This is a genomic window from Dyella sp. RRB7 (genome assembly GCF_022761115.1).
Lineage (GTDB): Bacteria > Pseudomonadota > Gammaproteobacteria > Xanthomonadales > Rhodanobacteraceae > Dyella.
The window spans coordinates 368,101-392,175 of sequence record NZ_JAKWJS010000001.1 but is presented as its reverse complement, the minus strand read 5'-3'; the positions used below and the strand labels follow the sequence as shown (position 1 = coordinate 392,175).

Annotated in this window: 25 protein-coding genes; 9 read left to right on the top strand and 16 right to left on the bottom strand. The window is 64.7% G+C overall.

The genetic code is table 11. The features are described from left to right. The first annotated feature begins 1 nt into the window (after position 1). Positions 2-532: a tetratricopeptide repeat protein gene (locus MJ606_RS01945; RefSeq protein WP_243047728.1), complete on the top strand. Its 531-nt coding sequence runs from the start codon at positions 2-4 to the stop codon at positions 530-532. 64 nt (positions 533-596) lie between these two features. On the opposite strand, the gene MJ606_RS01940 is transcribed toward MJ606_RS01945, so the two are convergent. After that, a complete protein-coding gene (locus MJ606_RS01940; RefSeq protein WP_243047727.1) occupies positions 597-977 on the bottom strand; it encodes a helix-turn-helix domain-containing protein in 381 nt (126 codons plus the stop codon). A 273-nt stretch (positions 978-1,250) separates the two neighbouring features. On the opposite strand from MJ606_RS01940, the gene MJ606_RS01935 reads away from it, so the two are divergent. Further along, a complete protein-coding gene (locus MJ606_RS01935; RefSeq protein WP_243047726.1) occupies positions 1,251-4,274 on the top strand; it encodes a TonB-dependent receptor in 3,024 nt (1,007 codons plus the stop codon). A 173-nt stretch (positions 4,275-4,447) separates the two neighbouring features. Here MJ606_RS01935 and MJ606_RS01930 read toward each other — a convergent pair whose 3' ends face one another. Next, on the bottom strand, positions 4,448-4,828 hold the full coding sequence (locus tag MJ606_RS01930) for a VOC family protein (RefSeq protein WP_243047725.1): 381 nt from the start codon (positions 4,826-4,828) through the stop codon (positions 4,448-4,450). A 74-nt stretch (positions 4,829-4,902) separates the two neighbouring features. Between MJ606_RS01930 and MJ606_RS01925 the strand changes: the two genes are divergently transcribed. The 6 genes from MJ606_RS01925 (at position 4,903) to MJ606_RS01900 (ending at position 10,829) form a co-directional block, all read left to right on the top strand. Continuing rightward, on the top strand, positions 4,903-6,837 hold the full coding sequence (locus MJ606_RS01925; RefSeq protein ID WP_243047724.1) for an ATP-dependent DNA helicase: 1,935 nt from the start codon (positions 4,903-4,905) through the stop codon (positions 6,835-6,837). Between the two features lie 25 nt (positions 6,838-6,862). Next, a complete protein-coding gene (locus MJ606_RS01920; RefSeq protein ID WP_243047723.1) occupies positions 6,863-7,234 on the top strand; it encodes a VOC family protein in 372 nt (123 codons plus the stop codon). A gap of 103 nt (positions 7,235-7,337) precedes the next feature. Further along, positions 7,338-8,687: a cell envelope integrity protein CreD gene (gene creD / locus MJ606_RS01915; RefSeq protein ID WP_243047722.1), complete on the top strand. Its 1,350-nt coding sequence runs from the start codon at positions 7,338-7,340 to the stop codon at positions 8,685-8,687. Beyond that, a complete protein-coding gene (gene tsaB / locus MJ606_RS01910) occupies positions 8,684-9,373 on the top strand; it encodes a tRNA (adenosine(37)-N6)-threonylcarbamoyltransferase complex dimerization subunit type 1 TsaB (RefSeq protein WP_243047721.1) in 690 nt (229 codons plus the stop codon). The genes creD and tsaB overlap by 4 nt, the downstream gene beginning before the upstream one ends. Before the next feature lie 98 nt (positions 9,374-9,471). After that, positions 9,472-10,140 (top strand): MarC family protein, encoded by a 669-nt coding sequence (locus tag MJ606_RS01905; protein ID WP_243047720.1) that lies wholly within the window; start codon positions 9,472-9,474, stop codon positions 10,138-10,140. A gap of 50 nt (positions 10,141-10,190) precedes the next feature. After that, complete coding sequence (locus MJ606_RS01900) at positions 10,191-10,829, top strand: DUF302 domain-containing protein (protein ID WP_243047719.1); 639 nt, start codon at positions 10,191-10,193, stop codon at positions 10,827-10,829. A 13-nt stretch (positions 10,830-10,842) separates the two neighbouring features. Here the strand turns inward: MJ606_RS01900 and MJ606_RS01895 are convergent, their stop codons facing one another. Further along, positions 10,843-11,274, bottom strand: coding sequence for an aldehyde-activating protein (locus MJ606_RS01895; protein WP_243047718.1), 432 nt, complete (start codon positions 11,272-11,274; stop codon positions 10,843-10,845). A gap of 53 nt (positions 11,275-11,327) precedes the next feature. Beyond that, entirely contained in the window at positions 11,328-12,362 is a 1,035-nt protein-coding gene (locus tag MJ606_RS01890) for a putative sulfate exporter family transporter (RefSeq protein ID WP_243047717.1), read from the bottom strand. A gap of 86 nt (positions 12,363-12,448) precedes the next feature. Between MJ606_RS01890 and MJ606_RS01885 the strand changes: the two genes are divergently transcribed. Then, on the top strand, positions 12,449-13,339 hold the full coding sequence (locus tag MJ606_RS01885) for a LysR family transcriptional regulator (protein ID WP_243047716.1): 891 nt from the start codon (positions 12,449-12,451) through the stop codon (positions 13,337-13,339). Positions 13,340-13,390: 51 nt separating this feature from the next. Here the strand turns inward: MJ606_RS01885 and MJ606_RS01880 are convergent, their stop codons facing one another. From MJ606_RS01880 to lptA, 12 genes are all read right to left on the bottom strand, one after another. Next, positions 13,391-13,966 (bottom strand): hypothetical protein, encoded by a 576-nt coding sequence (locus tag MJ606_RS01880; RefSeq protein WP_243047715.1) that lies wholly within the window; start codon positions 13,964-13,966, stop codon positions 13,391-13,393. Positions 13,967-14,121: 155 nt separating this feature from the next. Further along, positions 14,122-14,277: a hypothetical protein gene (locus MJ606_RS01875; protein WP_243047714.1), complete on the bottom strand. Its 156-nt coding sequence runs from the start codon at positions 14,275-14,277 to the stop codon at positions 14,122-14,124. Between the two features lie 9 nt (positions 14,278-14,286). Then, positions 14,287-15,351 (bottom strand): IS30 family transposase, encoded by a 1,065-nt coding sequence (locus MJ606_RS01870; protein WP_243047713.1) that lies wholly within the window; start codon positions 15,349-15,351, stop codon positions 14,287-14,289. Between the two features lie 667 nt (positions 15,352-16,018). Then, entirely contained in the window at positions 16,019-17,749 is a 1,731-nt protein-coding gene (gene ptsP, locus MJ606_RS01865; protein WP_243047712.1) for a phosphoenolpyruvate--protein phosphotransferase, read from the bottom strand. A gap of 155 nt (positions 17,750-17,904) precedes the next feature. Next, a complete protein-coding gene (locus MJ606_RS01860) occupies positions 17,905-18,174 on the bottom strand; it encodes an HPr family phosphocarrier protein (RefSeq protein ID WP_243047711.1) in 270 nt (89 codons plus the stop codon). After that, positions 18,167-18,559, bottom strand: coding sequence for a PTS fructose IIA subunit family protein (locus MJ606_RS01855; RefSeq protein ID WP_243047710.1), 393 nt, complete (start codon positions 18,557-18,559; stop codon positions 18,167-18,169). Before MJ606_RS01855 ends, MJ606_RS01860 begins: the two co-directional genes overlap by 8 nt. A gap of 43 nt (positions 18,560-18,602) precedes the next feature. Beyond that, positions 18,603-19,502, bottom strand: a complete 900-nt coding sequence (gene rapZ, locus MJ606_RS01850) for an RNase adapter RapZ (RefSeq protein WP_243047709.1) — start codon at positions 19,500-19,502, stop codon at positions 18,603-18,605. 3 nt (positions 19,503-19,505) lie between these two features. Then, complete coding sequence (hprK, locus tag MJ606_RS01845) at positions 19,506-20,456, bottom strand: HPr(Ser) kinase/phosphatase (RefSeq protein ID WP_279236595.1); 951 nt, start codon at positions 20,454-20,456, stop codon at positions 19,506-19,508. A 145-nt stretch (positions 20,457-20,601) separates the two neighbouring features. Next, the gene (gene raiA, locus MJ606_RS01840; protein ID WP_243047708.1) at positions 20,602-20,925 is read right to left on the bottom strand and encodes a ribosome-associated translation inhibitor RaiA; all 324 of its coding nucleotides are present in this window, start codon (positions 20,923-20,925) and stop codon (positions 20,602-20,604) included. 306 nt (positions 20,926-21,231) lie between these two features. Beyond that, the gene (locus MJ606_RS01835; RefSeq protein ID WP_243047707.1) at positions 21,232-22,695 is read right to left on the bottom strand and encodes an RNA polymerase factor sigma-54; all 1,464 of its coding nucleotides are present in this window, start codon (positions 22,693-22,695) and stop codon (positions 21,232-21,234) included. Between the two features lie 111 nt (positions 22,696-22,806). Next, a complete protein-coding gene (gene lptB / locus MJ606_RS01830) occupies positions 22,807-23,526 on the bottom strand; it encodes an LPS export ABC transporter ATP-binding protein (protein ID WP_243047706.1) in 720 nt (239 codons plus the stop codon). Between the two features lie 3 nt (positions 23,527-23,529). Then, the gene (gene lptA / locus MJ606_RS01825; protein ID WP_343214785.1) at positions 23,530-24,060 is read right to left on the bottom strand and encodes a lipopolysaccharide transport periplasmic protein LptA; all 531 of its coding nucleotides are present in this window, start codon (positions 24,058-24,060) and stop codon (positions 23,530-23,532) included. Positions 24,061-24,075: the final 15 nt, after the last annotated feature.

Here is a 24,075-nt window from a genome sequence, read left to right as displayed (position 1 = left end):
CATGTTGCGTCGTACCCTTCGTCTTTCTGCCGTTCCCGTGGCGTTGAGCGTGCTGCTGGCCGCGTGCAACCAGCCCAGCGCCCCGTCGCCGCAAGCCACCCGTCCCACGCGTTCCGACGACCAGATGCTCGCGTCCATCCGCGCGGCCGGCGACAAGGAAAAATCCGCCATCGACGTGAACCCGCTGCGCGACCCGGGCGTGGCCGCGCTGCAGGACGCCGCCGATGGCGACATCCGCACCGGCCAGTACGATGCCGCCGCGACCAAGCTCGACCAGGCCCTCAAGCTCAGCCCCGATTCGCCGGACCTGCTGCAGGACCGCGCCGAACTGGCCATCCATCTGAAGGATTACGCCAGCGCCGAAAAGCTCGCGCATCGTTCGTGGGAGCTGGGTCCGAAGCTGGGGCCGTTGTGCGCGCGCAACTGGCAGACCATCGCCGAGCTGCGCCAGCACGCGGGCGACGAGAGCGGTGCGGTCAGTGCCGCCAAGTGGGTACAGCAGTGCCACGTGGAAGGCTTGCAGCGGTACTGAGCGTTCCCCGTGCCTCTGGCCGTGCGCCGGCTCGGTCCAAACAGAGCCGGCTAGCGTCGAGTCGTCAGATATCCGACAGCAGCTGCACCAGCCCGCCGCGGCGACGGGCATTGAGTTTGCGCATCGCGCTCACCACGGCGCGCTCCTGTGCGGAAAGCGTCTTGTAGGCACCGCCGGGTTCACGCACCTGGCCGCTGGATGGCAATCGTCCCAGCAGCAACCAATCCAGGCTGCATTCCAGTTCCTCGGCCAGCTCCAGCAGGCGGGATACCTCGGGCACGGCCCGTCCGTGCAGCCATTGGCGTACCGCTTCGGTGGATACGCCAAAGCGCGATGCGAGCGCGTTGCTCCGCGCCCGGCCTTCGGGAATGTCCGCCGCATCGCAGGCTTCCTGTAAGCGCTCCGCGAAACCGGCGTAAGGGTTGGTAGTTTTATTGATGGGCAAGTTAAACCTTGCGTTCGTAAAGCCCAATGCCAAGCCATTCTTGTGAGTTGGCATGGTCAAAAAGACAAGTTTGACTTGCTTGCAAGGTTTTGATTGTTTTCACCCCGCAGCGCAACGGGCACTGCATTTCGGTGCGGAGGGCGCGCCGGTCCGTCGATCACCAGGCGGCATCGCCTCGGATCGCCACGGTCATTTGGGACGCACGGCCCAGTCCAGGGCGCCCGCATCGGGGCTCCGGCACGGCGCCAGGCTCTCGAGGGGAGAACACTCGAAATGAATTCGCGCAATGGATCTTCCACCTATCGCCTGCACCGGCTGGTACTGGCCATCGCCTTGGGCTTGGCCAGTGGCGCCACGCTGGCTCAAAGCACGGCGGGTGATATTGCGGGTACCGCAGCCTATGCGGCTGGCGGCGTGGTGGTCATCAAAAATCTGGACTCTGGCCTTTCCCGTTCGATCAATCTGGCGACTGACGGTAAGTTTCGCGTGCCATCGCTGCCCAGTGGCCGGTATGAGGTGCAACTGCTCCACAACGACAAGGTGGTCAGCGGCAGCCAGGTGGTCGTGGTGGCGGGCCAGACCGTCCAGGTCGACCTTACGGCCAGCGCCGCCCAGGCGACCAACTTGTCCGGCATCACGGTGACCGCCAATACGATGCCGGCCATCGATGTCAGCACGGTGGAAACCCGCACCACCTTTTCCGCCACGCAGCTGAATTCACTGCCGGTGCCGCGCGATATCGTCAGCGTGGCCTTGTTGGCGCCGGGCGTGGTGAAGGGCAACGCGGTGTTCGGCAACCTGCCGTCGTTTGGTGGTTCGTCGGTGGCCGAGAACAGCTACTACGTCAACGGCTTCAACGTCACTAATCTCTACAACAACCTGTCGTATGGCCAGGTGCCGTTCCAGGCCATCGACCAGCTCGATGTGCAATCGGGTGGCTACGGTGCGCAATACGGTTTTTCCACGGGCGGCGTCACCTCGGTAAACATCAAGCGCGGCACCAATGAGTGGAAGGGTGGTGTGAGCTGGACCACGGCCCCGAACTGGGCGCGCGAGACACCGCCGAATGTCACGCGCAGCAATGGCACCACGTTCCGCAATTACGACAAGAACCGCAGCAACAGCAATACCTACGACACCTGGATCGGCGGTCCGCTCATCAAGGACAAGCTGTTTCTCTTTGCCCTGGGCGAATTCACCCGATCGACCGGCGCCACCTATGGCGCCTCATCGACCACCAGCCTGAGCAATTCCAATACGGCGTCCACTGCCTACGATTTCACGACCAAGAGCCCGTATTGGGTGGTGAAGGTCGACTGGAATATCAACGATGGCAATCACCTCGAATACACCGGCTTCAACAACACCGACAAAAACACCTACAGCTATTACAACGCGCCGTACGTCGACGGCGTGCCGTCCAAGACCACATACAAAGGCAATCTGTACACGAAGTACGGTGGGCAGACCCACATCTTCAAGTACACCGGCTATCTCACGGACGATCTGACGCTGACCGCCCAGTGGGGCAAGATGGACAGCGACAATTCCACCTATACGGTCAGCCCGACCGGGATCTATACCCGCTATACCGGGGACATCAACGCACCAGCATCCGGCTGCGCTTATACGGCGTACAACGGCACGCCGTGGGGACCAGCCACCTGCGCCATCACCAGCAGCGTCGACGTGTACGGTGGCGAGGACCAGCGCAAGGCATGGCGCGTGGACCTGGATTGGAAGCTCGGTGACCACGATATCGGCGGCGGCTACTCGGACGAGAAGTGGTCATCCGATGCCGGCACTTCGTACTCGGGCGGTGCCTATAACTATTACTACTCCAAACCCACTGCGAAAGCGCCGGGCATGGTGTTTATCTATAACTTCCGTACCGGTGGCCACATCGATGTCGATCAACAGTCCTGGTATCTGGAAGACCACTGGCAAGTCACCGACAGGTGGATGCTCTATGGCGGCATTCGCAACGACGGTTTCAACAACAAGAACGGTGGCGGTGAAACCTTCGTCAAGCAGAACAACATCTGGCAGCCGCGCCTGGGCTTTTCGTGGGATGTGATGGGCGACGCGTCGTTCAAGGTTTCCGGCAGCGCCGGCCGCTACTCGTTGCCGATGGCCGCCAACGTCGCCCTGCGTGCCGCGACGGCCTCGCTCTATACCGAGGACGACAGTTTGTATTCCGCCATCAATCCCGACGGCTCGCCGGTATTGGTGGGCGAAAAGGGCAGCCAGGGACACTACGTTATCAACGGCGAGGACGGCAGCACGCCGAATCCGAAGGCGGTGGCATCCAAGGATCTGAAGCCGTATGTGCAGGATGAGTACATCCTGGGCGTCCAGAAGAGCCTGCGCAGCGATATCAGCTTCCTCGACAACTGGACGGTTGGCGTCAAGGCGACGTATCGCAAGCTGCGCACCAGCATCGACGACACCTGCGATTCGCGCCCGTTCTATGCCGAGGCCGTGAAGCAGGGCGTGGGCGGCGCCTGGGACGACGAATGGACGGTGCCCGACGGCATGGGCGGTTGCTGGATCTACAACCCCGGTAGCGCGCTGGCCTTGACCACCACGTTGGACGGCAGCCCCAAAACGTTCGACGTGACGATTCCGGGCAATGTGCTGGGTCCACGTGCCAAGCGCTCCTATCAAGGCCTGGAGCTCAGCGCCAAGAAGCAGTCCGACAAGTACTACGTGAGCGCTTCGTACACCTGGTCGAAAAGCTACGGCAACACCGAGGGTTTGGTGAAGTCGAGCAATGGCCAGGCCGACACCGGTACCACGGCCGATTTCGATTTTCCGGAAATCATGGTGGGCGCCAACGGCTACCTGCCGAACGATCGCCGGCACAGCTTCAAGGTTTACGGCGCTTACAAGTTCACGCCGGAGTGGTCGACGGGTCTCAATCTGCTGGCGCAGTCCGGCGCCCCGATCAGCTGCTATGGCGGTGGCGGCGGTACGTTCGGCACACGGTTCGGCTATGGCTCGTCATTTCACGTCTGCAACGGGCAAATCAGCCCGGAGGGTACGGCGGGACGCACGCCCTGGGTGTGGACCGTCAGTCCGAACGTGATGTATCAGCCGTCGTGGGCGAAGGGGCTGAGCATGCAGCTGTCGGTGATCAACGTGTTCGACAACGACGCGCCGACCTTCGTGTACGAACAGTACGAAACCATTTCGGCGGCGGGTCGCAAGACCAGCTATACCCACTACAAATTGCCGAAGTACTTCAATACGCCGCGTTATGCACGCTTCCAGGTGCAGTATGACTTCTCGCTGTAGTTCAGCGGCCGGCTTGGCCGGATAGCTACAGGGGCGACTCCCCGCACCCGTCGGGGAGGCCCCGCACGAACTGGTACCCCGAAGCCAGTCCGTACGGGAAGAGCGGAGACCGGAGCCGCCAGGGTGGTGCGCGCCAGGTTCGCCTGGCGCGCATCCGGTTTTTCGGGGGGCGATCAGGCGCGGCGGCGCTCTTCCATCAAGCCGACCAGGTTGCCGTCCGGGTCGCGCAGGAAGGCCAGCCACAGCGTGTGGTCGGACAGCTCCGCCGTGGCCTGGGGTTCGCGTTCGCCCACCGCGCCGCGATCCAGCAGTGCTTCGAAGGTGGCGCCGATGTCGGCGACCTTGAAATACAGGATGGAATTGCCGCTGACCGTGCCGGCGCCTTGCGGTGTCGACAACATCAGGCGGATGCCGCCGCTGTCGAGAAAGGCGAGGTTGGGGGCGGGGCGGAACAGGAAGCTCAAGCCAAGAATGTCGCGATAGAACGCCAGCGCGGCATCGACATCGCTGACCGTGACGGCGATCTGACCAATGCCGATGATGGGCGTGGACATGGCAATGCTCCGTGGAGGGCCGCCCGCAGTCTAAGGCATTCGCAGGCGCGGCTCAGGTCGGCCATACTTTCACGATGATCGATGACGAGGATGTTGCCGCGCTGCTGGGCACGGATGGCCCATTTGCCCGCGAGCTGCCCAATTTCGCCCCGCGCGCCGCCCAGCAGGCGATGGCGCGCGCGGTGCAGCACGCCATCGCCGAGCGCGAGACGCTGATCGCCGAGGCCGGCACCGGCACCGGCAAGACCTTTGCCTACCTGGTGCCTGCGCTGCTTTCCGGTCAACGAGTAATTGTCTCCACCGGCACCAAGGCGCTGCAGGACCAGTTGTACTTCCGCGATCTTCCGCGCGTGCGTTCGGTGCTGGATGCGCGCCTGAAAACCGCGCTGCTCAAGGGCCGCGCCAACTATCTGTGCCTGTACCGGCTCGACCAGACCGTGCGCGAAGGCGCCACCTTCGATCGTGCGCAGGCCTCGCAGCTGGCCGCCATCCGCACCTGGTCGGCGCGCACGCGGCGCGGGGATCGCATGGAGCTGGCCGAAGTGCCGGAGGAGTCGCCGCTATGGCCGCGCGTCACCTCCACGCCGGAGAATTGCCTGGGCGTGGAATGCCCGTTCTACGACGATTGCCATGTGATCAAGGCACGTCGCGAAGCGCAGGAGGCGGATCTGGTGGTGGTCAACCATCACCTGCTGTTTGCCGACTTGGCGCTCAAGCAGGAAGGCTTCGGCGAGATCCTTCCTGGTGCGCACGCTTTTATCCTGGATGAGGCGCACCAGATACCGGAGCTGGCGGGGCAGTTCTTTTCCCAGAGCATCAGCGCGCGGCAGCTGACCGAGCTGGCGCAGGACAGCCTGAGCGAATGCAATGGCGTCACCGGCGCGATCGGTTTGTTGCTGGAACCGGTCGAGGCGTTGCAGGACGCCGTTCGCAACCTGCGCCTGGCGATGGATGCTTTGCCCGAGCGGGGGGCGTTCCAGCAGCTCGAAGCCAGCGACAAGATCGCCGGCATGTTGCATGAGCTGCGCGAGGTGCTGGCGGCACTCACCGACGGTCTCGCTTCGCAGGCCGAGCGTTCGCGCGGCTTTGCCAACGCGCACGAGCGCGCGGCGCACCTGAGCGAGCGGCTGGATCGCATCGCCGAGCGCAACAGCGAGCGCGACGTGCGCTGGTATGAACTGTTCCCGCGAGGCTTCGCGCTGCACGCCACGCCATTGGATCTCGCCGCGCCGTTGCGTGCGATGCGCGAGCAGACCCAGGCCGCGTGGATCCATACCTCGGCCACCTTGTCGGTGGCGGGCAGCTTCGATCATTTCGCGCGCCAGTTGGGGCTGGACGATCCGCAGACGCTGCATGTGGACAGTCCGTTCGACTACGCCACCCAGGCGCTCTGCTATCTGCCCCCGGGCCTGCCCGATCCCGCCGCGCGTGACTATACCGACCGGGTGCTCGATGCGGTGCTGCCGGTGCTGCATGCCTCGCACGGCCGCGCCTTTCTGCTGTTCACCTCGCACCGGGCGTTGCGCCGGGCGGCCGATTTGTTGCGCGAGCGCGTGCCGTGGCCGCTGTTCGTGCAGGGCTCGGCGCCGCGCCATCGCCTGCTGGAGGAATTCCGCGCCAGTGGCCACGGCGTGCTGCTGGGCGCGGCGAGCTTCTGGGAAGGCGTGGACGTGGCCGGCGAAGCGCTCAGCGTGGTGGTGATCGACAAGCTGCCGTTCGCCTCGCCGGACGACCCGGTGCTGCAGGCGCGGCTGGAAGCGCTGGAGCAGGCCGGCATCAATCCCTTCATGGGCTGGCAGGTGCCCAGCGCGGTGATCGCGTTGAAGCAGGGCGCGGGGCGGCTGATCCGCGATGTGCGTGACCGGGGTGTGCTGGTATTGTGCGATCCACGGCTCACCAGCAAAGGGTATGGGCGTCTGTTTCTCGCCAGTCTGCCCGCCATGCCGCGCACGCGCGAGTTGGGCGACGTGCAAAGGTTTTTTGCGCACGAGATGTCTTCGTCTATGTAGCAACCTCAACGAGGAGGATCGGAACATGGCAAAAGTCATCGGGCTGGGCGGCATCTTCTTCAAATCGCACGATCCCAAGGCGTTGAGCGAGTGGTACGCGCAACATCTGGGGCTGCCGGTGCACAAGTGGGGTGGCGCGACTTTCGACGAAGACGAAAGCCGCAAGGGCAAGACGCTGTGGTCGCCTTTTGCAGCCGACACCACGTATTTCGCGCCCAGCACGCAGCCCTACATGATCAATTTCCGCGTGGACGACCTGGACGGCTTGCTGGCGCAGCTGCGCGAAGCCGGCGTCACCGTGGACGACCGCGTCGATGAAAGCGAGTTCGGCCGCTTCGGCTGGATCATGGACCCCGAAGGCACGCGCATCGAACTGTGGCAGCCGCCGGCCGGCTGATCGTCGTTTCGCCATCAACCCGCCGTGGTTCGGCCGTATCGCGACCCAGCCCCGGCCCTTGGGGCTGCTTCCATCGTGACTCTTGTCTTCAGGAGTGCGTGCGATGGGAAGCTGGATGCGAGGTTGGACCGCCAAGGTGCTTGGCATCGGCCTGTTGGCGCTGCTGATGCTGCTGCCGCTGTGGAAGGCGCAATCGCTGGTGGATGAGCGCCAGGGCATGCGCCAGGCCGCCATCAACCAGATTGCGCAGGGCTGGGGTGGCGAGCAGGTGCTCGGTGGCCTGGTGCTGGCCGTGCCGACGCGCCATCGCATCGACAGCGGCGCCAACGGGATCAGGGAGCTGCCGGACACGACGGTGATCCTGCCCGATGCCGCCTCGATGGAGGTCGCCATGACGGTCGACAAGCGCCGCTACGGCATCTACGAGGCACCGGTGTTCGCCTCTACGGTGCAGTTGCGCGGGCGCTTTCGTGCCGAGGATATCGCCCGGTACTCCCGCGCGGATGAAACTGCGGCGCAGGGCGACAAGGCGGAGCTGCGGCTGGTGGTGAGCGACCTGCGTGGCCTGCAGGAGGTGACGGAACTGCTGATCAACGGCAAGCCGCAACAGTTTTCCTCGTCGGCGGCGACCTTGGCGGGCCAGTGGCCGACGGTGACCGTACCCATCGATCTCGATGCCTTGGATGGGCAACCCATCGAGTTCGCACTCAGCTTCCGCCTTGCCGGCACCCAGTCGCTGCAGCTGCTGCCGTTGGCGCGCACCATGGACGTGAAGATGCATGCGCCGTGGCCGGATCCGAGTTTCATGGGCGCGGCGTTGCCGCTGGAGCGGCAGGTGGATGCGCATGGTTTCACCGCGCGCTGGCATATGCTCGATCTCAACCGCAGCTATGGCCAGTTGTGGCACGAGAGCGATGCGCGGGTGAGTGACGCGCTGCGCGACTCCGCCTTCGGCGTGGCCCTGTTCCAGCCGGTCGATGTGTATCAGCGCAATGTACGCGCGGGGAAATATGGCCTGCTGTTCATCACCCTGACCTTCGTGGCGTTCTTCCTGTTCGAGGTGCTCAAGCACTTGCGCGTACACCCGGTGCAATACCTGCTGGTCGGCGCGGCGCTGACCTCGTTCTATGTGTTGCTGTTGGCCTTGTCCGAGCAGATCGGCTTCGGTCCGGCCTATGCGGTGGCGGCCGCTTCCGTGGTGGTGGTCATCGGCGGTTATGCCATGGCGGTGCTGGGCGCCCGGCGGGCGGGCCTGATGCTGGGCGGCGCGCTGGCGCTGGTCTACGCCATGCTCTATGGGGTGCTGGCGGCGGAGCAGTACGCCTTGTTGATCGGCGCCATGGTGTTGATTTTCACCGTGGCCCTGCTGATGTACCTGACCCGGCGCATCGACTGGTATGCCAGCCTGCCCACCGCGGTGGGGCCGGCACCCGTTATCATGGAAACACCATGAACCTGCTCGCCATCGAAACCGCCACCGAAGCCTGTTCCGTCGCTCTGATCCACGGCGACGAAGTGATCGCGCGCAGCGAACTCGCCCCCCGTCGCCACGCCGAGCTGGTGCTGCCCATGGCCGATGCCTTGCTGGCCGAGGCAGGCCTGGGGCGCCACGCGCTGGATGTCATCGCGGTGGGGCGCGGGCCGGGTGCGTTTACCGGCGTCAGGCTTGGCATTTCGCTGGCCCAGGGCATGGCGCTTGCGTTGGATGTACCGGTGATTACCGTTTCCTCATTGGCGGCGCTGGCCTTGGAAGCGCCGGAAGATGACGCCTGCATCCTCGCCGTGATCGACGCGCGCATGGGCGAAATCTATGCGGCCAGCTATCGTCGCGACGACAACGGTGGCCTGCTCGCGCTCGACGAGGAGCGCGTGTGCACGCCCGAATCGCTGACGCTGCCATCGGCTGGCGCCTGGCATGTCGTCGGCACCGGCTGGGCCACTTACGCCGAGGTGCTGCGCAGCCGCCTCACCGGCGAACTGCGTTCCGCGGATGGAGCGCGTTATCCGCAGGCCCGTCACGTCGCCGAACTGGCTGCCCGGGAATTCGCCGCCGGGCGCGCCTCTGCGCCCGAGCATGCCCTGCCGGTGTACCTGCGCGACAAGGTGGCGCTCACCCTGGTGGAGCAGGGCAAGGCCTGAAGGCCGGGGGAAGCTCGCCTGCAAGATCGTCGTTCCCTTTTGCGGCGGCCGCATGGCACAGTGCGCACTTGCGGACGGCTATGGGAGCACCGTGAGTCATGCTGAGAGAATTCACCCAGACCTTTCTGCTGCTCTTCACCGGCCTGTTCCCCATCATCAATCCGCCCGCCTCGGCGCTCATCGTGCTCAGCCTGCTTCCCCACGCGACGCCGGCGGAACGGACCGACCTGGCCTGGCGCATCACCACCAACAGCTTCGCCATCCTGCTGGGGTCGTTGTTGATTGGCGCTTACGTGCTGGCCTTTTTCGGGATTTCCATTCCAGTACTGCGCGTGGCGGGCGGCCTGATCATCGGCATGGCGGGCTGGAACCTGCTGCAAAAGCCCGACGACGAGGACAATGGGGACGAAGCCCAGGCGATGGATGCGCGTCAGCGCACGGGGTCGCTGGCCTCCAAGGCCTTTTATCCGTTGACCATGCCACTGACCGTTGGACCGGGTTCCATCGCGGTGGCGATTGCGCTGGGCACGGGGTCGCCCCGCGAGGGTCTTTCCCCAGGGCATATCGGCGGCGTGGGCGCGGCATTGGTGGCGCTTTGCGCGAGCATCTATATCTGCGTGCGTTTTGCGGGCGACCTGGAGCGCCTGCTGGGTACGGTGGGCACCAAGATCGCCATGCGGCTGTTCGCCTTCGTGATCTTCTGCATCGGCGTGCAGCTGTTCTGGATCGGCCTGTCCGAGCTGCTCGCTTCCGTGGCATGGAAGTGATGCTGCGGGAAGCCGCCTGACTCAGGAGAAGCGTTTCATCAGGAAATAGCGTGCGCTGCGATCTCTTCGGCCTGATGCATCAGGTCGGCGCCCAGATATTTCCCGCGCATGCTTTCAGGCACGGACAGCAGTTCGACATACAGCCAGTCGTATACCGTATGGACGCCCGCAAAGGATGCGGGTCGCGCCTTACAGCCGGCAAGCTACCAGCGCGCATGCATCGGATTCACGGCAGCGGATGGATCATGCCACGTTGCTTACCCTTACCACGCGACTTCAGGCGGCCGGCCGTGACTAGCGAGCATACCGAACAGGACATCATCCGCATCCAGATCCCCTACGGTGTGACGGAGGCGGTGGAGAAGCTCGAGCAGATTCTCCACGCCCATGACATCACCATCTTTGCGCGGATCGATTTCAGCGGGGATGCCGGGCGTGCCGGCTTGACCATGCGGCCGGAGCAGATGCTGATCTTCGGCAATCCGAAGGCAGGAACACCGCTGATGCAGGCCGAGCCCGCGGCGGGTCTGGATCTACCCCTCAAGGCGCTGCTGTGGGAGGACGTACAGGGCGTGACCTGGCTGGCCTGCAATTCGCCGGACTATACCGTTCGCCGTCACGGCCTTCCGGCGGCGCTGGCTGCCAATCTCGCCGGTGCCGTGAACCTGCTGCGGCAGTTGGCCGGATGAGTTGCGTCCGCCGTCAGGCGAGGGTTTCGACGTATTTCACGTCGGCGATCCAGTAGAGCTTGCGACGAGCGAGCTTCGACGCGGCATCTTCGTTCCCAAAGCTTCTCGAGCTGCGCTGGATCTGCGCCGGGTCGACATTATCGAACGCATTCACGTTGACCACCGCGTAAAGGCGTCCATCGATTTCGCTGGTGACCACCGGCACCACGCCGCAGTGGGCGCAGGTAAGAAACTCCGCGGTCTTGGTGCCGAAGGCATAGCGGGATACTCGCGATGCGTCCCGGATGGCGATCTGCAGCGCGCCATCCGGATGGGACGTCCAAACGCCGCCGTGTCGGGTGCAAAAGGAACAGTCGCAGGCACGGGCGGGAATCTCGGTGGGATCGGGCGCCCAGTTGAGCGTAAAGGCGATGTTCCCGCAGTGACATTGGCCGTGGATAAGCATGTCCGTTCGAATCGTTGGCGGCACCAGTCACGCAGCGTAATGCGTTTGCTCCGTCAAAGCTGCCCGATCACCAGTTGCACCAGCAGACTGCTGACCGAGACGGCGGCCCACACGCCCAGGCCGAGCAGGATGGGGCGGGCACCGGTGGAAGCCATGCGGCGCAGGTTGGCCGAAAGGCCGATGGCGGTGAGCGCCACGATGATCAGGAACTCCGCCGCCATATGCAGCGCCGGCTGGATCGTCACCGGCACCAGGCCCATCGTGCGCACCGCCGAGGCCACCAGGAACCACAGGATGAACCAGGGAAAGATGCGGCGCAGGCTGAAGTCGCTGGCGCCCTGCTTTTTCTGCTTCCACGCCGTGGCGAAGGCCAGCACCAGGCATACCGGGATGATCAGCGTGGCGCGCGTCAGCTTGACGATGGTGGCGTAGTCGCCCGCCTGCTTGCTGAAGCTGTAGCCGGCGGCCACCACCGAGGAAGTGTCGTTGATCGCGGTGCCGGCCCACAGGCCAAAGCCCAGGTCGGAAAGATGCAGCAGATGGCCCAGCAGCGGGAACAACAACACCGCGACCAGGTTGAACAGGAAGATGGTGGAGATCGCGAAGGCGGTGTCGTGGTCGTCCGGCTTGATGATCGGCGTCACCGCGGCAATGGCCGAACCACCGCAGATGGCCGTGCCCACGCCGATCAGGATCTTCAGCTTGTCGTGCACCTTCAGCATGCGGCCCAGCGCCCACGCAGTGAGAAAGGCGACGGTCATGGTCACCAGCGTCACCGACAGCGACTCCAGCCCGGTCTTGGCCACCTGGTTGAGGCTGAGGCCGAAGCCCAGCGCAATGATCGACCACTGCAGCACCTGCTTGCCGGCGAACTGGATGCCCGGCGTATAGGTGCCGCCCGGCGACATCGTGTTGCGCACCAGGATGCCCAGCACGATGCCGAACACCGGGCCGCCGATCAGCGGCGCGATACGCCCCAGTCCCAGCGCCACCAGGGCGATCACCACCGACAGCAGCAGGCCCGGCAGGCGCTGGTGAAAGGTTGGTGGGGCGACGACGGTGGCGGTGGTGGCGGTGGTGGCGTTCATGGCGTTCTCCTGCGATGGCGCCATTGTCCGCTTGGGTTTTCATCAAGAAAACTTTGAATTATTGATGCATGTAATAAGATTGGCTGATGATCAATATCAGCCCGCGCCAGATCGAGGTGTTCGTGCAGATCGCGCGACTGGGCAGCGTGCGCGCTGCCGCCGAGGTGCTGCACCTGACCCAGCCGGCCGCCAGCATGGCGCTGGCCGAAATGGAGCGGCAGCTGGAGGCGCCCGTGTTCGCGCGGGAACGCGGCCGCCTGCGGCTCAACACCCGTGGCCGCGAGCTATTGCCGCTGGCGCAGGAACTGCTGGAACGCTATGCCGAATTCGGGCGCATCGGCAGCGGTGGTACCCAGGCGCTGGGCGGTGAGTTGCGCGTGGGGGCCAGCAACACCGTGGGCAACTACCGGGTAGGGGAGTTGCTGGGCGATTTCGTGCGGGCCCACCCCCATGTGTCGGTGCGCCTGCGCGTCGCCAATACGGCGGAAATCGTCGCCGCCATGCTCGATCACGCGCTGGAACTGGGCTGCGTCGAGGGCCCGGTAGCGCATCCTTCGCTGGAGGTACGCCCCTGGCGCGACGACGCGCTGGTGGTATGCGCGCCACCGGATCACCCCCTGGCACGCAAGCGGCGCCTGCAGCCCGACGATTTCGCGGGCGCGCGCTGGGTGCTGCGCGAACCCGGCTCGGCCACCCGCAGCCTGAGCGAACGCGCCCTGTCCAACCTGCCCATGGGCGAGACGGTGCTGGAACTGGATCAGGCCGAGGCGATCAAGCAGGCGGTGATCGCCGGCCTGGGCATCGCCTGCCTGCCCCAGGTGGCGGTGACGGATGCGGTGGCTGCCGGGCGACTGCGTGTACTCAAGACGCCCTTCCTCGACCTGCAGCGCAAGCTGTCGCTATTGCTGCATCGGCAGCGCTATCGCGGCGCGCTGATCGAGGCGTTCATAAATGGCACATCCAGCGGATCGAAGTGATTTCGCCACAGGCTCCTTCGACGATATCGCGCGCTAGTGCCTGCCTTCAAGCTACCAGCTATAGGGTCCGCCGGGCTGAAACTTGGCATCGGTTATCTGAGAAACCAACGACACCAGGTCGTGTGGATCCTCCCCACCTATGCCACCCCAGACGAACGCGGGTCCACTGGGCTTGGAGATATCGATCACTACAACAGCACGAGTGGTCGCAATGCCGCCCTTCTCGTAGTAGACGATGCAACGATCTGGCGTCGATCCGCCGAGGATTAAGCGGCGCCAGGGAAGACGCGGATTCTGCGTTATCACATCCGTTGCCTGATAAGGCTGCCCCGGATTGGCGAGTTCAAAGGATCGCTCACCAATTTGCTTCGCAAACCCTTTCTTGCAGGCATCGGGAAATGACGTCGTATCATGAACTGGGGTAAATGCCGAGGACTTCAGTTTTATGCTTTCGTCTGTTGATGGCTGCGATGTGGATGCGCGTTGTGACGGCGAAAAAAGACGGAAGTCTGCCGCATTAAATCCTGAGGAGCTTCGGTCTTGCCCTAGCGCAATGGATGAGAGGGCAGTCATGACGAAAAATTGCGCGCCAGCTAGCAGTCCAATCTTTCTTCGGTTAAATGACATAAATTATGTCTCAGTGCGATTTTCAAGCTCTATCGAACTCTTAGTTGATCCGTAGCGGCCGTTACGCCAAGAAGGCGAAGTGGCCCGCAACGCCCCGTTGGCCGCCCATCAGCATAAAGGCGCCCCGCTCAGTGGCGGGGCGCCTTGCCGAAATATCACCTGATGTAGATGCGGGTCCAACCACCATAGATATTGGACTGGAAGGTTTCGCCGGCACCATTAGTGTAGAACACGTTGGTCGACCGCTCTCCCTTCCACCATTCGAGGCCGCCGCTGACCTGTTCGATTTCCATTTGGTTCAGTTCTTTCATATGGCGGTGTCAATCTAGAAGTGCATCATCGATGGCTTGGGCAAGGTCATCACGCCCCAGCGCACGCATGATCATCTCCGCAGGACAGTGGTAGTCCAGAGTGGCTCGCGGGCGCAGGTTCATTTCCCGGGCGATGGCATCGAGCTTTCGTTGGCTATGCACGGACAGATCGGTGCCTTTGGGTAAGTACTGGCGCAGCAGGCCGTTGGTGTTCTCGCAGATGCCCCGCTGCCAGGGACTGCGTGGATCGGCAAAGTAGATCGCCAACCCCGTGCGCCGGGACAACGTCTTGTACAGCGCCATTTCCTTGCCCTGGTCGTACGTCAGCGTCTGGCGCAGCGCCGGCGGCAGCGGCCCAAAGGCACGACTGAAGCCCTTGAGCGCGTCCTCGGCCGAGCAGCCGTCCATCTTCACCAGCTTCAGGAACAAGGTGCGCCGATCCACCAGGACGCCGACCGACGACTGGTTGCGCGCCCCCTTGAGGAAGTCCCCTTCCCAGTGGCCCGGCAACAAGCGTTCGTTCGCCTCCGGCGGCCGATCGTGGATACTGGGCAGGTCGTGCATGCGGCCACGACGGTTGGCGCCTTGGCCCCGTGGGCGGCGCGCGCACTTGTGCTGGCGCAGCAGCGCCACCAGCCCTCGCCGCAGCTCCCCGCGCGGGGCGGCGTAGATCGCGGTGTAAATCGTCTCGTGGGACACGTGCTTGGCCGGCTCGTCGGGATGCTGTCGGCGCAGTGTGCGGCTCACTTCTTGTGGTGACCAGCGTCGGGCCAACAGGTGGCGCACCAGGCGCCACAAGGCGCCGTCTCGGTGCAACTTATGCGGTCGGCGCGCCTTATGAGCCAATCGTCGGGCTCGCTGACCGGCGCGCAGGGCGTCATAGCCGAGTGTCGGACGGCCCAGGCGAGGGCTGGCCGACGGCTCACGGTGCCCGTTACGCGCCAGCTCTCGTGAGATCGTGCTGGGCGAACGGCCCAGCAGTATGGCCAGCTGCCGAGCGCTCTCCCCGCGGGCCTTGCCCACCATGATCGCGCCTCGCTCTTCGGCGCTCAGATGACTGTAGTTCTGAACCATGCATCACCTCGAAGGGGGTGTTGCACTTGATGTTAGAGACCGCCTATCTAACTCCTTCAACAACCGTAGGGCGAAGATCCTCCGCCGGGACTTAATCAGTCGAAGCCAAACTTCGGCTGATCAATTTCGTTTTCCCTTGACTTGGGGTTGCTCTGATCTATCGACTCGCATCCTGTGCCTCCATCCGCCCAGGAGATATCAGACAAATCTAAAAGACGCCCGCGCTTGTAGGGACTTGGGAGATAGGTAACGGGTGTGCATGGACATCGGAAACAGGCCGGACTTAGCGGAATGATCTGTGATTGCCTGGCTTGGTGGCGCGTTCACACGCTAGCTATAGCTTGCGCACCATGTATGTCAGTTCCGAGCGTAATTGAGCATAAGATTTCGCCTGCTTGCTTGAGGCCGTCGGTTCAGGTGTAGCAGTCAAGTGTGTGTCTGAAGACACCGTTCCTCGGCACCAGCACAGGTTGTCGCTGCTGCATCGAGGTGCTACTGCAGCGCGCTAATTGAGGCATTCCTTGCGCAGGCTGGTAGCGCGCAATGAACGCTGGTTGGCGCCATTCAACTCTTGGCCGACTGGCATTCGCGAGATTGGATGGCGCGGCAATCGGGGCTTGGCTGATTGTCGGCGGTGCAGTGGTTCGAGGCTACTGGAAATTGTGGCTCAGGCCGTGATGCTGGCCAGCAGCGCCTCGGCTTCCTCGTGCGTGCGCGCACGCAGGATGCGCGGCGCCTGCGCGCGCAAGACGCTGCGATCCAGCATGGCCAGCCGGTCACGGACATGCAGCAGCTGGCTCGGGTGCATGCTGAATTCGCACAGACCCAGCGCCAGCAGCAGCGAGGTGAAGTTGACGTCGCCGCCGATCTCGCCGCACAGGCTTACCGGCTTCTTCGCGCGGCGACCCTCGGCGATCACATACGACAGCAGCCGCAGCAGCGCCGGCTGCAGCGGGTTGTAGATGTTGTCCAGCGCATCGTTGCCACGATCGGCCGCGAGCACGTATTGGGCCAGGTCGTTGGTGCCGATGGCAAGGAAGTCGGCATGTTCCAGCAGCGCGCGCACGTTGATGGCGGCCGCGGGCACTTCGACCATCGCGCCCAGCGCAAGCTTCTCGGGCAGGTCCACGTTCTCGCGCTTGAGTTCCTGCCGCGCCAGCTTGAACAGCGTGCGCACGGCGATCATCTCGTCGGGCTGGGTCACCATCGGCACCAGCACGCGCACCGGGCCGTAGCAGGCGGCGCGCAGGATGGCGCGGATCTGGGTGGTGAACACCGCCGGGTAGCGCAACGACAGGCGCACGCCGCGCACGCCGAGCGCGGGGTTGTCCTCGCCACGCAGGACCAGGCCCGCGGCGTCGGCCTTGTCGGCGCCCAGGTCCAGCGTGCGGATGGTGACCGGCAGGCCGCCCATGCCTAGCACCAGGTCGCGATAGGCGATGAACTGTTCGTCCTCGGTGGGCAAGCCCTTCTGGCGCAGGAACAGGAATTCGGTGCGATACAGGCCCACGCCGTCGGCGCCGCGCGCGCGGGCCATGGCGATGTCGGGCGGCATCTCGGCGTTGGCCAGCAGGCGAATGTCGGTGCCGTCCTTCGTGCGGGTGGGCGCGTTGGCCAGCGTGGCCAGGCGGCGTCCCTCCTGGGCGGCTTCGCGCTGCCAGGCGCGGTATCGCGCCAGATCCTGCGCAGTGGGATGCACCACCACTTCGCCGCGTTCGGTGTCGAGCAGGATCAGGTCGTCGTCATGGATGGTGGAGAGCGCGTCGCGCACGCCCACCATCATGGGCAGGTCCAGGCTGCGCGCGAGGATGGCGCTATGCGAATACGCACTGCCCGAGCTGGCGACCACGCCAAGCAGGCCACTGCCCGCCAGGTGCGCCATGTCGGCCGGGGCGATGGTGTCGGCGATCAGGATCTCGCCCACGCGGGCCGCCAGCTTGCGTTCTTCGCGGCTGGTCTGGCGCTGCAGCGCGGAGATGACGCGGTTGATGACCTGGTCGACGTCTTCCTTGCGCGAGCGCAGGTAAGGATCGTCCATCGCCTCGAATACCGCGGCCAGGCGATCGCGCTGCTTCTTCAGCGCCGCGCCGGGACGGTAGTGGCCGATGCGCACCAGGTCGTCCAGGCCGCGCAGCAGTTCCGGGTCGTCCAGCAGCAGGCTGTGGGCGTCGATGAACTCGTTGACCTCGCGCGCCAGCGCGCCGTGCAGCTTGCCGCGCAGTTCGTGCAACTCCTGCCGCGCGGTTTCCAGCGCACGGTGCAGGTGCGCCAGCTCGACATCCACCTCGTCCTCGTTGAGCGGGCGGGTATCGACCAGATAACGGCTGGGCTGTACCAGGCGGGCGCGGCCAAGGGCCATGCCTTTCGCTGCCGTGGTGCCAGTCAATATCTGTCTCATGCGGGCCTTCCGTGGTGGAGCGGCTTGCCGTGCCGCTGTTGACGTCGGCATCCGGCCGACGCCTCGAATCCCGCGGCGGAAAGATCGCACGGCGCAACCCACCGGGTCGTGAATACGGCCTCAGGATGCTGCGTTCTGGCGAGAACTTTTCGCACTCAGGCTCCTTCGTCGAACTTGCGATCGAACAACGCCACCACGGCGTTGAGGGCGGACTCTTCGTCCGGTCCTTCGGCACGTACGGTCAGCGGCGTGCCCATGCCTGCCGCAAGCATCATGACGCCCATGATGCTCTGTGCGTTGACTTCGCGGCCCTTGCTGACCAGCCAAACCGTCGATTTGAAACCCTGCACCAGTTGCACCAGCTTGGCCGAGGCGCGGGCGTGCAGGCCCAGCTTGTTCGAAACCACGATTTCTTGTTCACGCATGATCGATGAAGATTCCCCCGCGGCCACCGCTGGCGGCGATTTCCGCCAGTTCGTCCAGTGGTTTTTCCGCATAGTTGAGTACACGCAGCAGCATCGGCAGGTTGAGTCCCGACACGCAGCGCAGATGAACGCCGAGCTCGCTTAGCGACAGCCCGATATTGCAGGGCGTGGCGCCATACAGGTCGGCCAGCACCAGCACGCCGTCGCCCAGGTCGAGTTCGCGGGCGTGCACCGCGGTGAGCATGCGCATCACGTCCGGGTCGGCCTCGGGCGGTATTTCCACCGCCTCCACCTTCAGCGGCAGCTTGGGCAGCACGTGGTGGGCGGCCGAGATCAGCGCCTTGCCCACCGCCTCGTGCGTCATCAGCAATACACCGACGCTCACGACGGCGTGCCATTCCGGTTAAAGGACATCGACAGCATGGCAATCACTCAAGTTCGCGATGGAAGGTAAGTACGCCGGTACGCAGCGCACGGTAGTGGGCCGCCAGTTTTTCCACCAGATAGACCGAGCGGTGCCGGCCCCCGGTGCAGCCGACGGAAATGGTGACATAGCTGCGGTCGTCCGCTTCGAAACGCGGCAGCCAGGCATCCAGCCAGCGCGCCGTGTCGGCGAAATACTCGGCGACCAGCGGCTGCGATTCCAGGTAGTCGCGCACCGGGCCGTCCTTGCCTGACAGCGGGCGCAGGGCAGGGTCCCAGTGCGGGTTGGGCAGGCAGCGCGCGTCGAATACGAAATCGGCGTCCAGCGGCAGGCCGCGGCGGAAGGCGAACGACTGGAACATCAGCGTCAGCCCGTCGGTGGCCTCGGCATAGCCGGTGGCGATCAGGCGGCGCAGCTGGTGCACGTTCATGTCGCTGGAATCGATCACCTTGTCGGCAATCGAGGAAAGCGGGCGCAGCACGCGGCGCTCTTCGGCGATGGCGTCGGCCAGCGACAGCCCCCGGGCCGACAGGGGATGGCGTCGGCGCGTTTCCGAGTAGCGCTTGATCAGCACGTCGTCGCGGCAGTCCAGGAAAATCAGGTGCGCATGCACGCCCGCCGTGGCCAGTTCCGACAGCACGGCCGGCATGCGCTGCAGGTCTTCCTCGGGATTGCGCACGTCCACGCCCACCGCGACGTTGCGGCGCCGCCCCTCGTTGCCCCGGCTTACCGCGGCCACCAGCTGGGGCAGCAGGGCGGTGGGCAGGTTGTCGACGCAATAGAACTCCAGGTCTTCCAGCGCGCGCAGGGCCACCGTCTTGCCACCACCGGACATGCCGGTGAGCACGATCAGGTGGATCGCGTCAGGGTGGTGGATGGTCGGGCTGGATGTCGTGTGGCTCATGGGTCACCAGGGGGGCAGCCGGCGCATCTGGTGCGCCTGGCGGTCGATGAAGGTCTGCGCCGGGTCGATGCCCTTGCTCTTGAGCACGTGGTTGCGCACCGCCGCCTCCACCAGCACGGCCAGGTTGCGGCCGGGCGCCACCGGGATGGTGATCATCGGCACCTGCACCTCGAAGATCTCGCGGTGGCCGATGTCGCCGGTGAGGCGGGTCAGGCCATCGGTGTCCTCGCCTTCGCGCAGCGGCTTGAGATGCACCACCAGGCGCAGGTATTTGGACGGCTTGACCGCGGTGTGACCGAACATCTCGCGCACGTTGAGCACGCCCAGGCCGCGCACTTCCAGCAAATCCTGCAGCAGTTCGGGGCAGGTGCCGTCGATCACGTCCGGGGCGATCAGGGTGAACTCGGTGGCGTCGTCGGCCACCAGGCGATGGCCGCGGCTGATCAGTTCCAGCGCCAGCTCGCTCTTGCCCGAGCCCGATTCGCCGGTGATCAGCACGCCGATGGAGAACACCTCCAGGAACACGCCGTGCAGGGTGATCTTGGGCGCCAGCATGCGCGCCAGGTAGTACTGCATCCAGGTCAGCAGCTCGTGGCCGCGCTTGGAGCTGATCCACAGCGGGGTGTTGGTTTCCTCGGCCACCTCGCGCAGGTCGGTGGGGATGGCCTGGTCCTTGGTGACGATGATCGCCACCGGCTGGTAGGCGGCGATCTTGTTGATCGCCTCCCAGCGCTGGCGCGAATCCAGGCCATCGAGGAAATTCAGTTCCTCCGTGCCGATGATCTGGATCTTGTTGGGATAGATGACGTTGAGATAGCCGATCAGCGACGGGCGGCGCGTGGTGGTGGCGGCCTGTTCGAGCACGCGCGACTCGCCGCGCATGCCGGAAACCCAGCGCAGCGCCATGCGCTCGTGGACACCATCGTAGAGTTGTCGGGCGGTGAGCCGATCCAAGCCAGGTCCTTTGTGCTGCGGGATTGAGGGCGCCTGCGCCCGTGCAGCGACATGGACATTGTGCCAGTTCGCACCGGCCGGTGCCCTGGATGGCGGAAAACGCTGGGGGAAAAGGCCCGCCCCGGGGAGGGACGGGCCGGGCTGGTCAGCCGTATTGGCGCTCTTCGCGCACGGCGCGCTGGTGCTTGTCGCAGATCTTGTCGCGATGCTTGCGCAGCTGGGTGACCAGTTTGTCGAACAGGACATCAATGGAGACGTACATGTCGGCCTCGAGGGCTTCGGCGTGCAGGGTGGCACCCGATACGGCGAGCGTACCTTCGGCACGTTGCTGAAGCTTGTTGACGGAAAGCACGATGGCGAGGCTGAGTATTTTGTCGTCGAGGCGGGTGAGGCGGTCGAGTCGACTGTTCACGTGATCCCGGAGTGCCGGGGTGATTTCGATCTGCTGACCGCTGAGCTGAACTTGCATGTTGCGCCTCCTCTGGTGCTTGCCGCTGGCGCGGCTGGGGTCGATGCGCCGGTCGCGTGACCGTGGCCGACACACCTTCAAAATTCCAGGGTTGTCAGGATGAGTGTTCAGGTCTCCTCGCCGAAGGCTGGGTGTCCACTATGCTCTTCTGGTTTATCGGCCGCGTTATGTAAACCTTCACCGCCGCGAACATGACAGGTTTTCCTTCGGCAGGACGCCCTTGCAGTATGGAGACGGCTTTTGGGGCCGGCAAGTTCCCGGGGCGTCCGGTCGCGGTGGGGGGGCGCGTTGCCCGTGCGTAGCCGTTCAACCGGCGCGCTGGCGCTCGCTGGAGCTGGGAATGCGCATGGCTTCCCGGTATTTGGCCACCGTGCGGCGGGCTACCTGAATGCCCTTGCGGTGCAGCTCCTCGGCGATGGCCTGGTCGGAAAGCGGCTTGCGCGCATCCTCGGCGTCGACCAGCTTGCGCAGCATGGCCTGGATGGCGGTGGCCGAGGCGCTGCCGCCGTCTTCGGTGGAGACGCCGCTGGAGAAGAAATGCTTCAGTTCGAAAGTACCGCGCGGCGTATGGATGTACTTGCGCGTGGTGACGCGGGAAATGGTCGATTCGTGCATGCCCACTTCCTCGGCCACCTCGCGCAATACCAGCGGGTGCATGGCTTCCGGGCCATAGTCGAGGAAGGCGCTTTGCCGGCGCACGATGGCCTCGGCCACCTTGAGCAGGGTTTCCGCGCGCGATTCCAGGCTTTTGATGAGCCAGCGCGCTTCCTGCAATTGGCCGCGCATCCAGCTGGCATCGGTGCCGCGCGCCTGGGCAATGAGGCCGCAGTAATGCTGGTTGAGTCCCAGGCGTGGCTGGCAGTCGGGGTTGAGGCTGACGCGCCAGCGACCGCCGTCCTTGCGCGCATAGACATCCGGTGCCACGTATTCCACCGGCGTGACGTCGAGCGCCGCGCCGGGGCGCGGGTCGAGGCTGCGGATCAATACGGCGGCAGCGGCGGTGTCGTCCTCGCTGGCGCGCAGCTTGCGCGCCAGCCGGGCAATGTCGTTGCGGGCCAGCAGTTCCAGTTCGCTGTCGACGATGCGCAGCGCCAGTTCGCGCTGCGGCAGTTGCGGATCGAACTGTTCCAGCTGCACGCGCAGGCAGTCGCGCAAATCGAGGCTGGCCACGCCGGTGGGGTCGAAGCGCTGCAGCATGCGCCGCACGGTTTCCACTTCGGCGGCACTGGCCTTGAGGTCGGCGGGCAGGGCGCCAAGCAGCGATTCCACGCCCTCGGTGAGATAACCGTCGGGATTGAGGGCGTCGATCAGCACCGTGGCAATGGTGCGCTCGCGCACGCTCATGTGCGTGAGGTTGAGCTGCCACAGCAGGTGTTCCTGCAAGGTTTCCGGCGCCGCACTCTGCGGTTCGAAACCGTCCTCGTCGACGTTGCTGCCGTTGCGCGAGGTGTTGCCGCTGCTGGAGAAGTCGATCGGATCTTCGCCACCGCCGTCACCGTCGCTCCAGTCCGGCGCGTCGGCGTCGTCGACGGTATCGCTGGTGCTCGTGCTGGCGCTGCTGCTTGGCAGTGGTTCGACGACCTCGCGGTCGTCACCGTCGATGTCTTCCGGGTTGTCCTCGGAAAACTCCAGCAGCGGATTGCTCTCCGCGATCTGGCGCAACTCCGCCTCAAGCTCAAGCTGCGACAGCTGCAGCAGGCGAATGGCCTGCTGCAGCTGAGGAGTCAGCGTGAGCTGTTGATTGAGTCGAAATTGCAGTCCGGGTTTCATGCCAGCGGGTCGGATGAGCTTGAATGTCATCCTAGCGCCTGGCCGGAGGGTCGGCCATAGGTCAAAGGCCGAATCGCGTACTACCTCCGGTTTATCGCTGTAGCGCGACTGTTACAGGCGGAACTCGCGGCCCAGGTAGACCTCGCGCACCTTCTCGTCGGCGAGGATGTGCGCGGGCGTGCCGCGCGACAACACTTCACCGTCGTTGAGGATGTAGGCGCGGTCACAGATGCCCAGCGTCTCGCGCACGTTGTGGTCGGTGATGAGCACGCCGATGCCGCGTTCCTTGAGGTGGCGCACGATGCGCTGGATTTCGCCCACCGAAATGGGGTCCACGCCGGCGAACGGTTCGTCCAGCAGCATGTAGCGCGGATGGGCGGCCAGGGCGCGGGCAATCTCCACGCGACGGCGTTCGCCGCCGGACAGGCTGATGCCCTTCTGGTCGGCGATGTGGGCGATCTTCAACTCGTCCAGCAGGCTTTCCAGTTCGTTGGTGCGGCGCTTCTCGTCCCAGCCTTCGCGCAGTTCCAGCACGGCCATGATGTTGTCGGCCACGCTCAGGCGGCGGAACACCGAGGCTTCCTGGGGCAGGTAGCCGATGCCCAGCTTGGCGCGCAGGTGCATCGGCAGGCCGGTGATGTCCTGCTTGTCGAGCTTGATGACGCCGGCGTCGGCCTCGATCAGGCCCACCACCATGTAGAAGCAGGTGGTCTTGCCGGCACCGTTGGGGCCGAGCAGTCCCACGACCTCGCCTTCGCGGATGGAGAAGGCGAAATCGCGCACCACTTTGCGCGCCTTGAAACTCTTTTGCAGACCTTCAGCGGAAAGCATCGATTACTGGCTCCCGGCCGGCTTGCTGGGCGCGGCTGGCGTGGTGGTCGGCTTGGCCGGCGTATTGGTTGTCGGCGCCGGTGCGGGCTTGGCCGGCGGCGTGGCTGCTGGCGCACCTGGGGTGCCGGGCTTGGGCTTGGGCAGGATCACGCCATGCACCAGGCCATCGCCGCCGGCCTGGCCGGTGATCAGCGCGGTGTTGGTGTTGTAGGTGAGCTTGTCGCCATGGAACTCGCCGCGGCCCTGCTGGCGCACCACGGCGTTGCCGGTGAGCACGGCGATGCCGTTGATGTTGTCGTAATCGAGCTGGGCGGCGTCGCCCTGCATCAGATTATTGGCATCGTCCAACTGCTCGATGTGCGCCGGGTTGCCGGTCACCACGGCGCGAGCCACCTGGGTGTCCTGGTCCAGGTACAGCTTCGCCACGTCGCCGGTGAGCTTCATGGTGCCCTGGGTGGCCACGACACTGCCCGTCAACGTGGTGATGGTGTTGGGCGCGTTATAGCCGTCCACCGTCTTGGACACGAAGTTCATGGGCTGGTTGCGGTC

Coding starts and splice junctions, on each gene's coding strand:
- MJ606_RS01880 (WP_243047715.1), bottom strand. CDS start 13,966: ATGTCATTTAACCGAAGAAAGATTGGACTGCTAGCTGGCGCGCAATTT.
- lptB (WP_243047706.1), bottom strand. CDS start 23,526: ATGCTTTCCGCTGAAGGTCTGCAAAAGAGTTTCAAGGCGCGCAAAGTG.
- MJ606_RS01895 (WP_243047718.1), bottom strand. CDS start 11,274: ATGCTTATCCACGGCCAATGTCACTGCGGGAACATCGCCTTTACGCTC.
- MJ606_RS01945 (WP_243047728.1), top strand. CDS start 2: ATGTTGCGTCGTACCCTTCGTCTTTCTGCCGTTCCCGTGGCGTTGAGC.
- MJ606_RS01930 (WP_243047725.1), bottom strand. CDS start 4,828: ATGTCCACGCCCATCATCGGCATTGGTCAGATCGCCGTCACGGTCAGC.
- MJ606_RS01870 (WP_243047713.1), bottom strand. CDS start 15,351: ATGGTTCAGAACTACAGTCATCTGAGCGCCGAAGAGCGAGGCGCGATC.
- MJ606_RS01875 (WP_243047714.1), bottom strand. CDS start 14,277: ATGAAAGAACTGAACCAAATGGAAATCGAACAGGTCAGCGGCGGCCTC.
- ptsP (WP_243047712.1), bottom strand. CDS start 17,749: ATGAGACAGATATTGACTGGCACCACGGCAGCGAAAGGCATGGCCCTT.
- raiA (WP_243047708.1), bottom strand. CDS start 20,925: ATGCAAGTTCAGCTCAGCGGTCAGCAGATCGAAATCACCCCGGCACTC.
- MJ606_RS01935 (WP_243047726.1), top strand. CDS start 1,251: ATGAATTCGCGCAATGGATCTTCCACCTATCGCCTGCACCGGCTGGTA.
- MJ606_RS01835 (WP_243047707.1), bottom strand. CDS start 22,695: ATGAAACCCGGACTGCAATTTCGACTCAATCAACAGCTCACGCTGACT.
- lptA (WP_343214785.1), bottom strand. CDS start 24,060: ATGAACTTCGTGTCCAAGACGGTGGACGGCTATAACGCGCCCAACACC.
- MJ606_RS01925 (WP_243047724.1), top strand. CDS start 4,903: ATGATCGATGACGAGGATGTTGCCGCGCTGCTGGGCACGGATGGCCCA.
- MJ606_RS01905 (WP_243047720.1), top strand. CDS start 9,472: ATGCTGAGAGAATTCACCCAGACCTTTCTGCTGCTCTTCACCGGCCTG.
- MJ606_RS01885 (WP_243047716.1), top strand. CDS start 12,449: ATGATCAATATCAGCCCGCGCCAGATCGAGGTGTTCGTGCAGATCGCG.
- creD (WP_243047722.1), top strand. CDS start 7,338: ATGGGAAGCTGGATGCGAGGTTGGACCGCCAAGGTGCTTGGCATCGGC.
- MJ606_RS01860 (WP_243047711.1), bottom strand. CDS start 18,174: ATGCGTGAACAAGAAATCGTGGTTTCGAACAAGCTGGGCCTGCACGCC.
- rapZ (WP_243047709.1), bottom strand. CDS start 19,502: ATGAGCCACACGACATCCAGCCCGACCATCCACCACCCTGACGCGATC.
- MJ606_RS01890 (WP_243047717.1), bottom strand. CDS start 12,362: ATGAACGCCACCACCGCCACCACCGCCACCGTCGTCGCCCCACCAACC.
- MJ606_RS01920 (WP_243047723.1), top strand. CDS start 6,863: ATGGCAAAAGTCATCGGGCTGGGCGGCATCTTCTTCAAATCGCACGAT.
- tsaB (WP_243047721.1), top strand. CDS start 8,684: ATGAACCTGCTCGCCATCGAAACCGCCACCGAAGCCTGTTCCGTCGCT.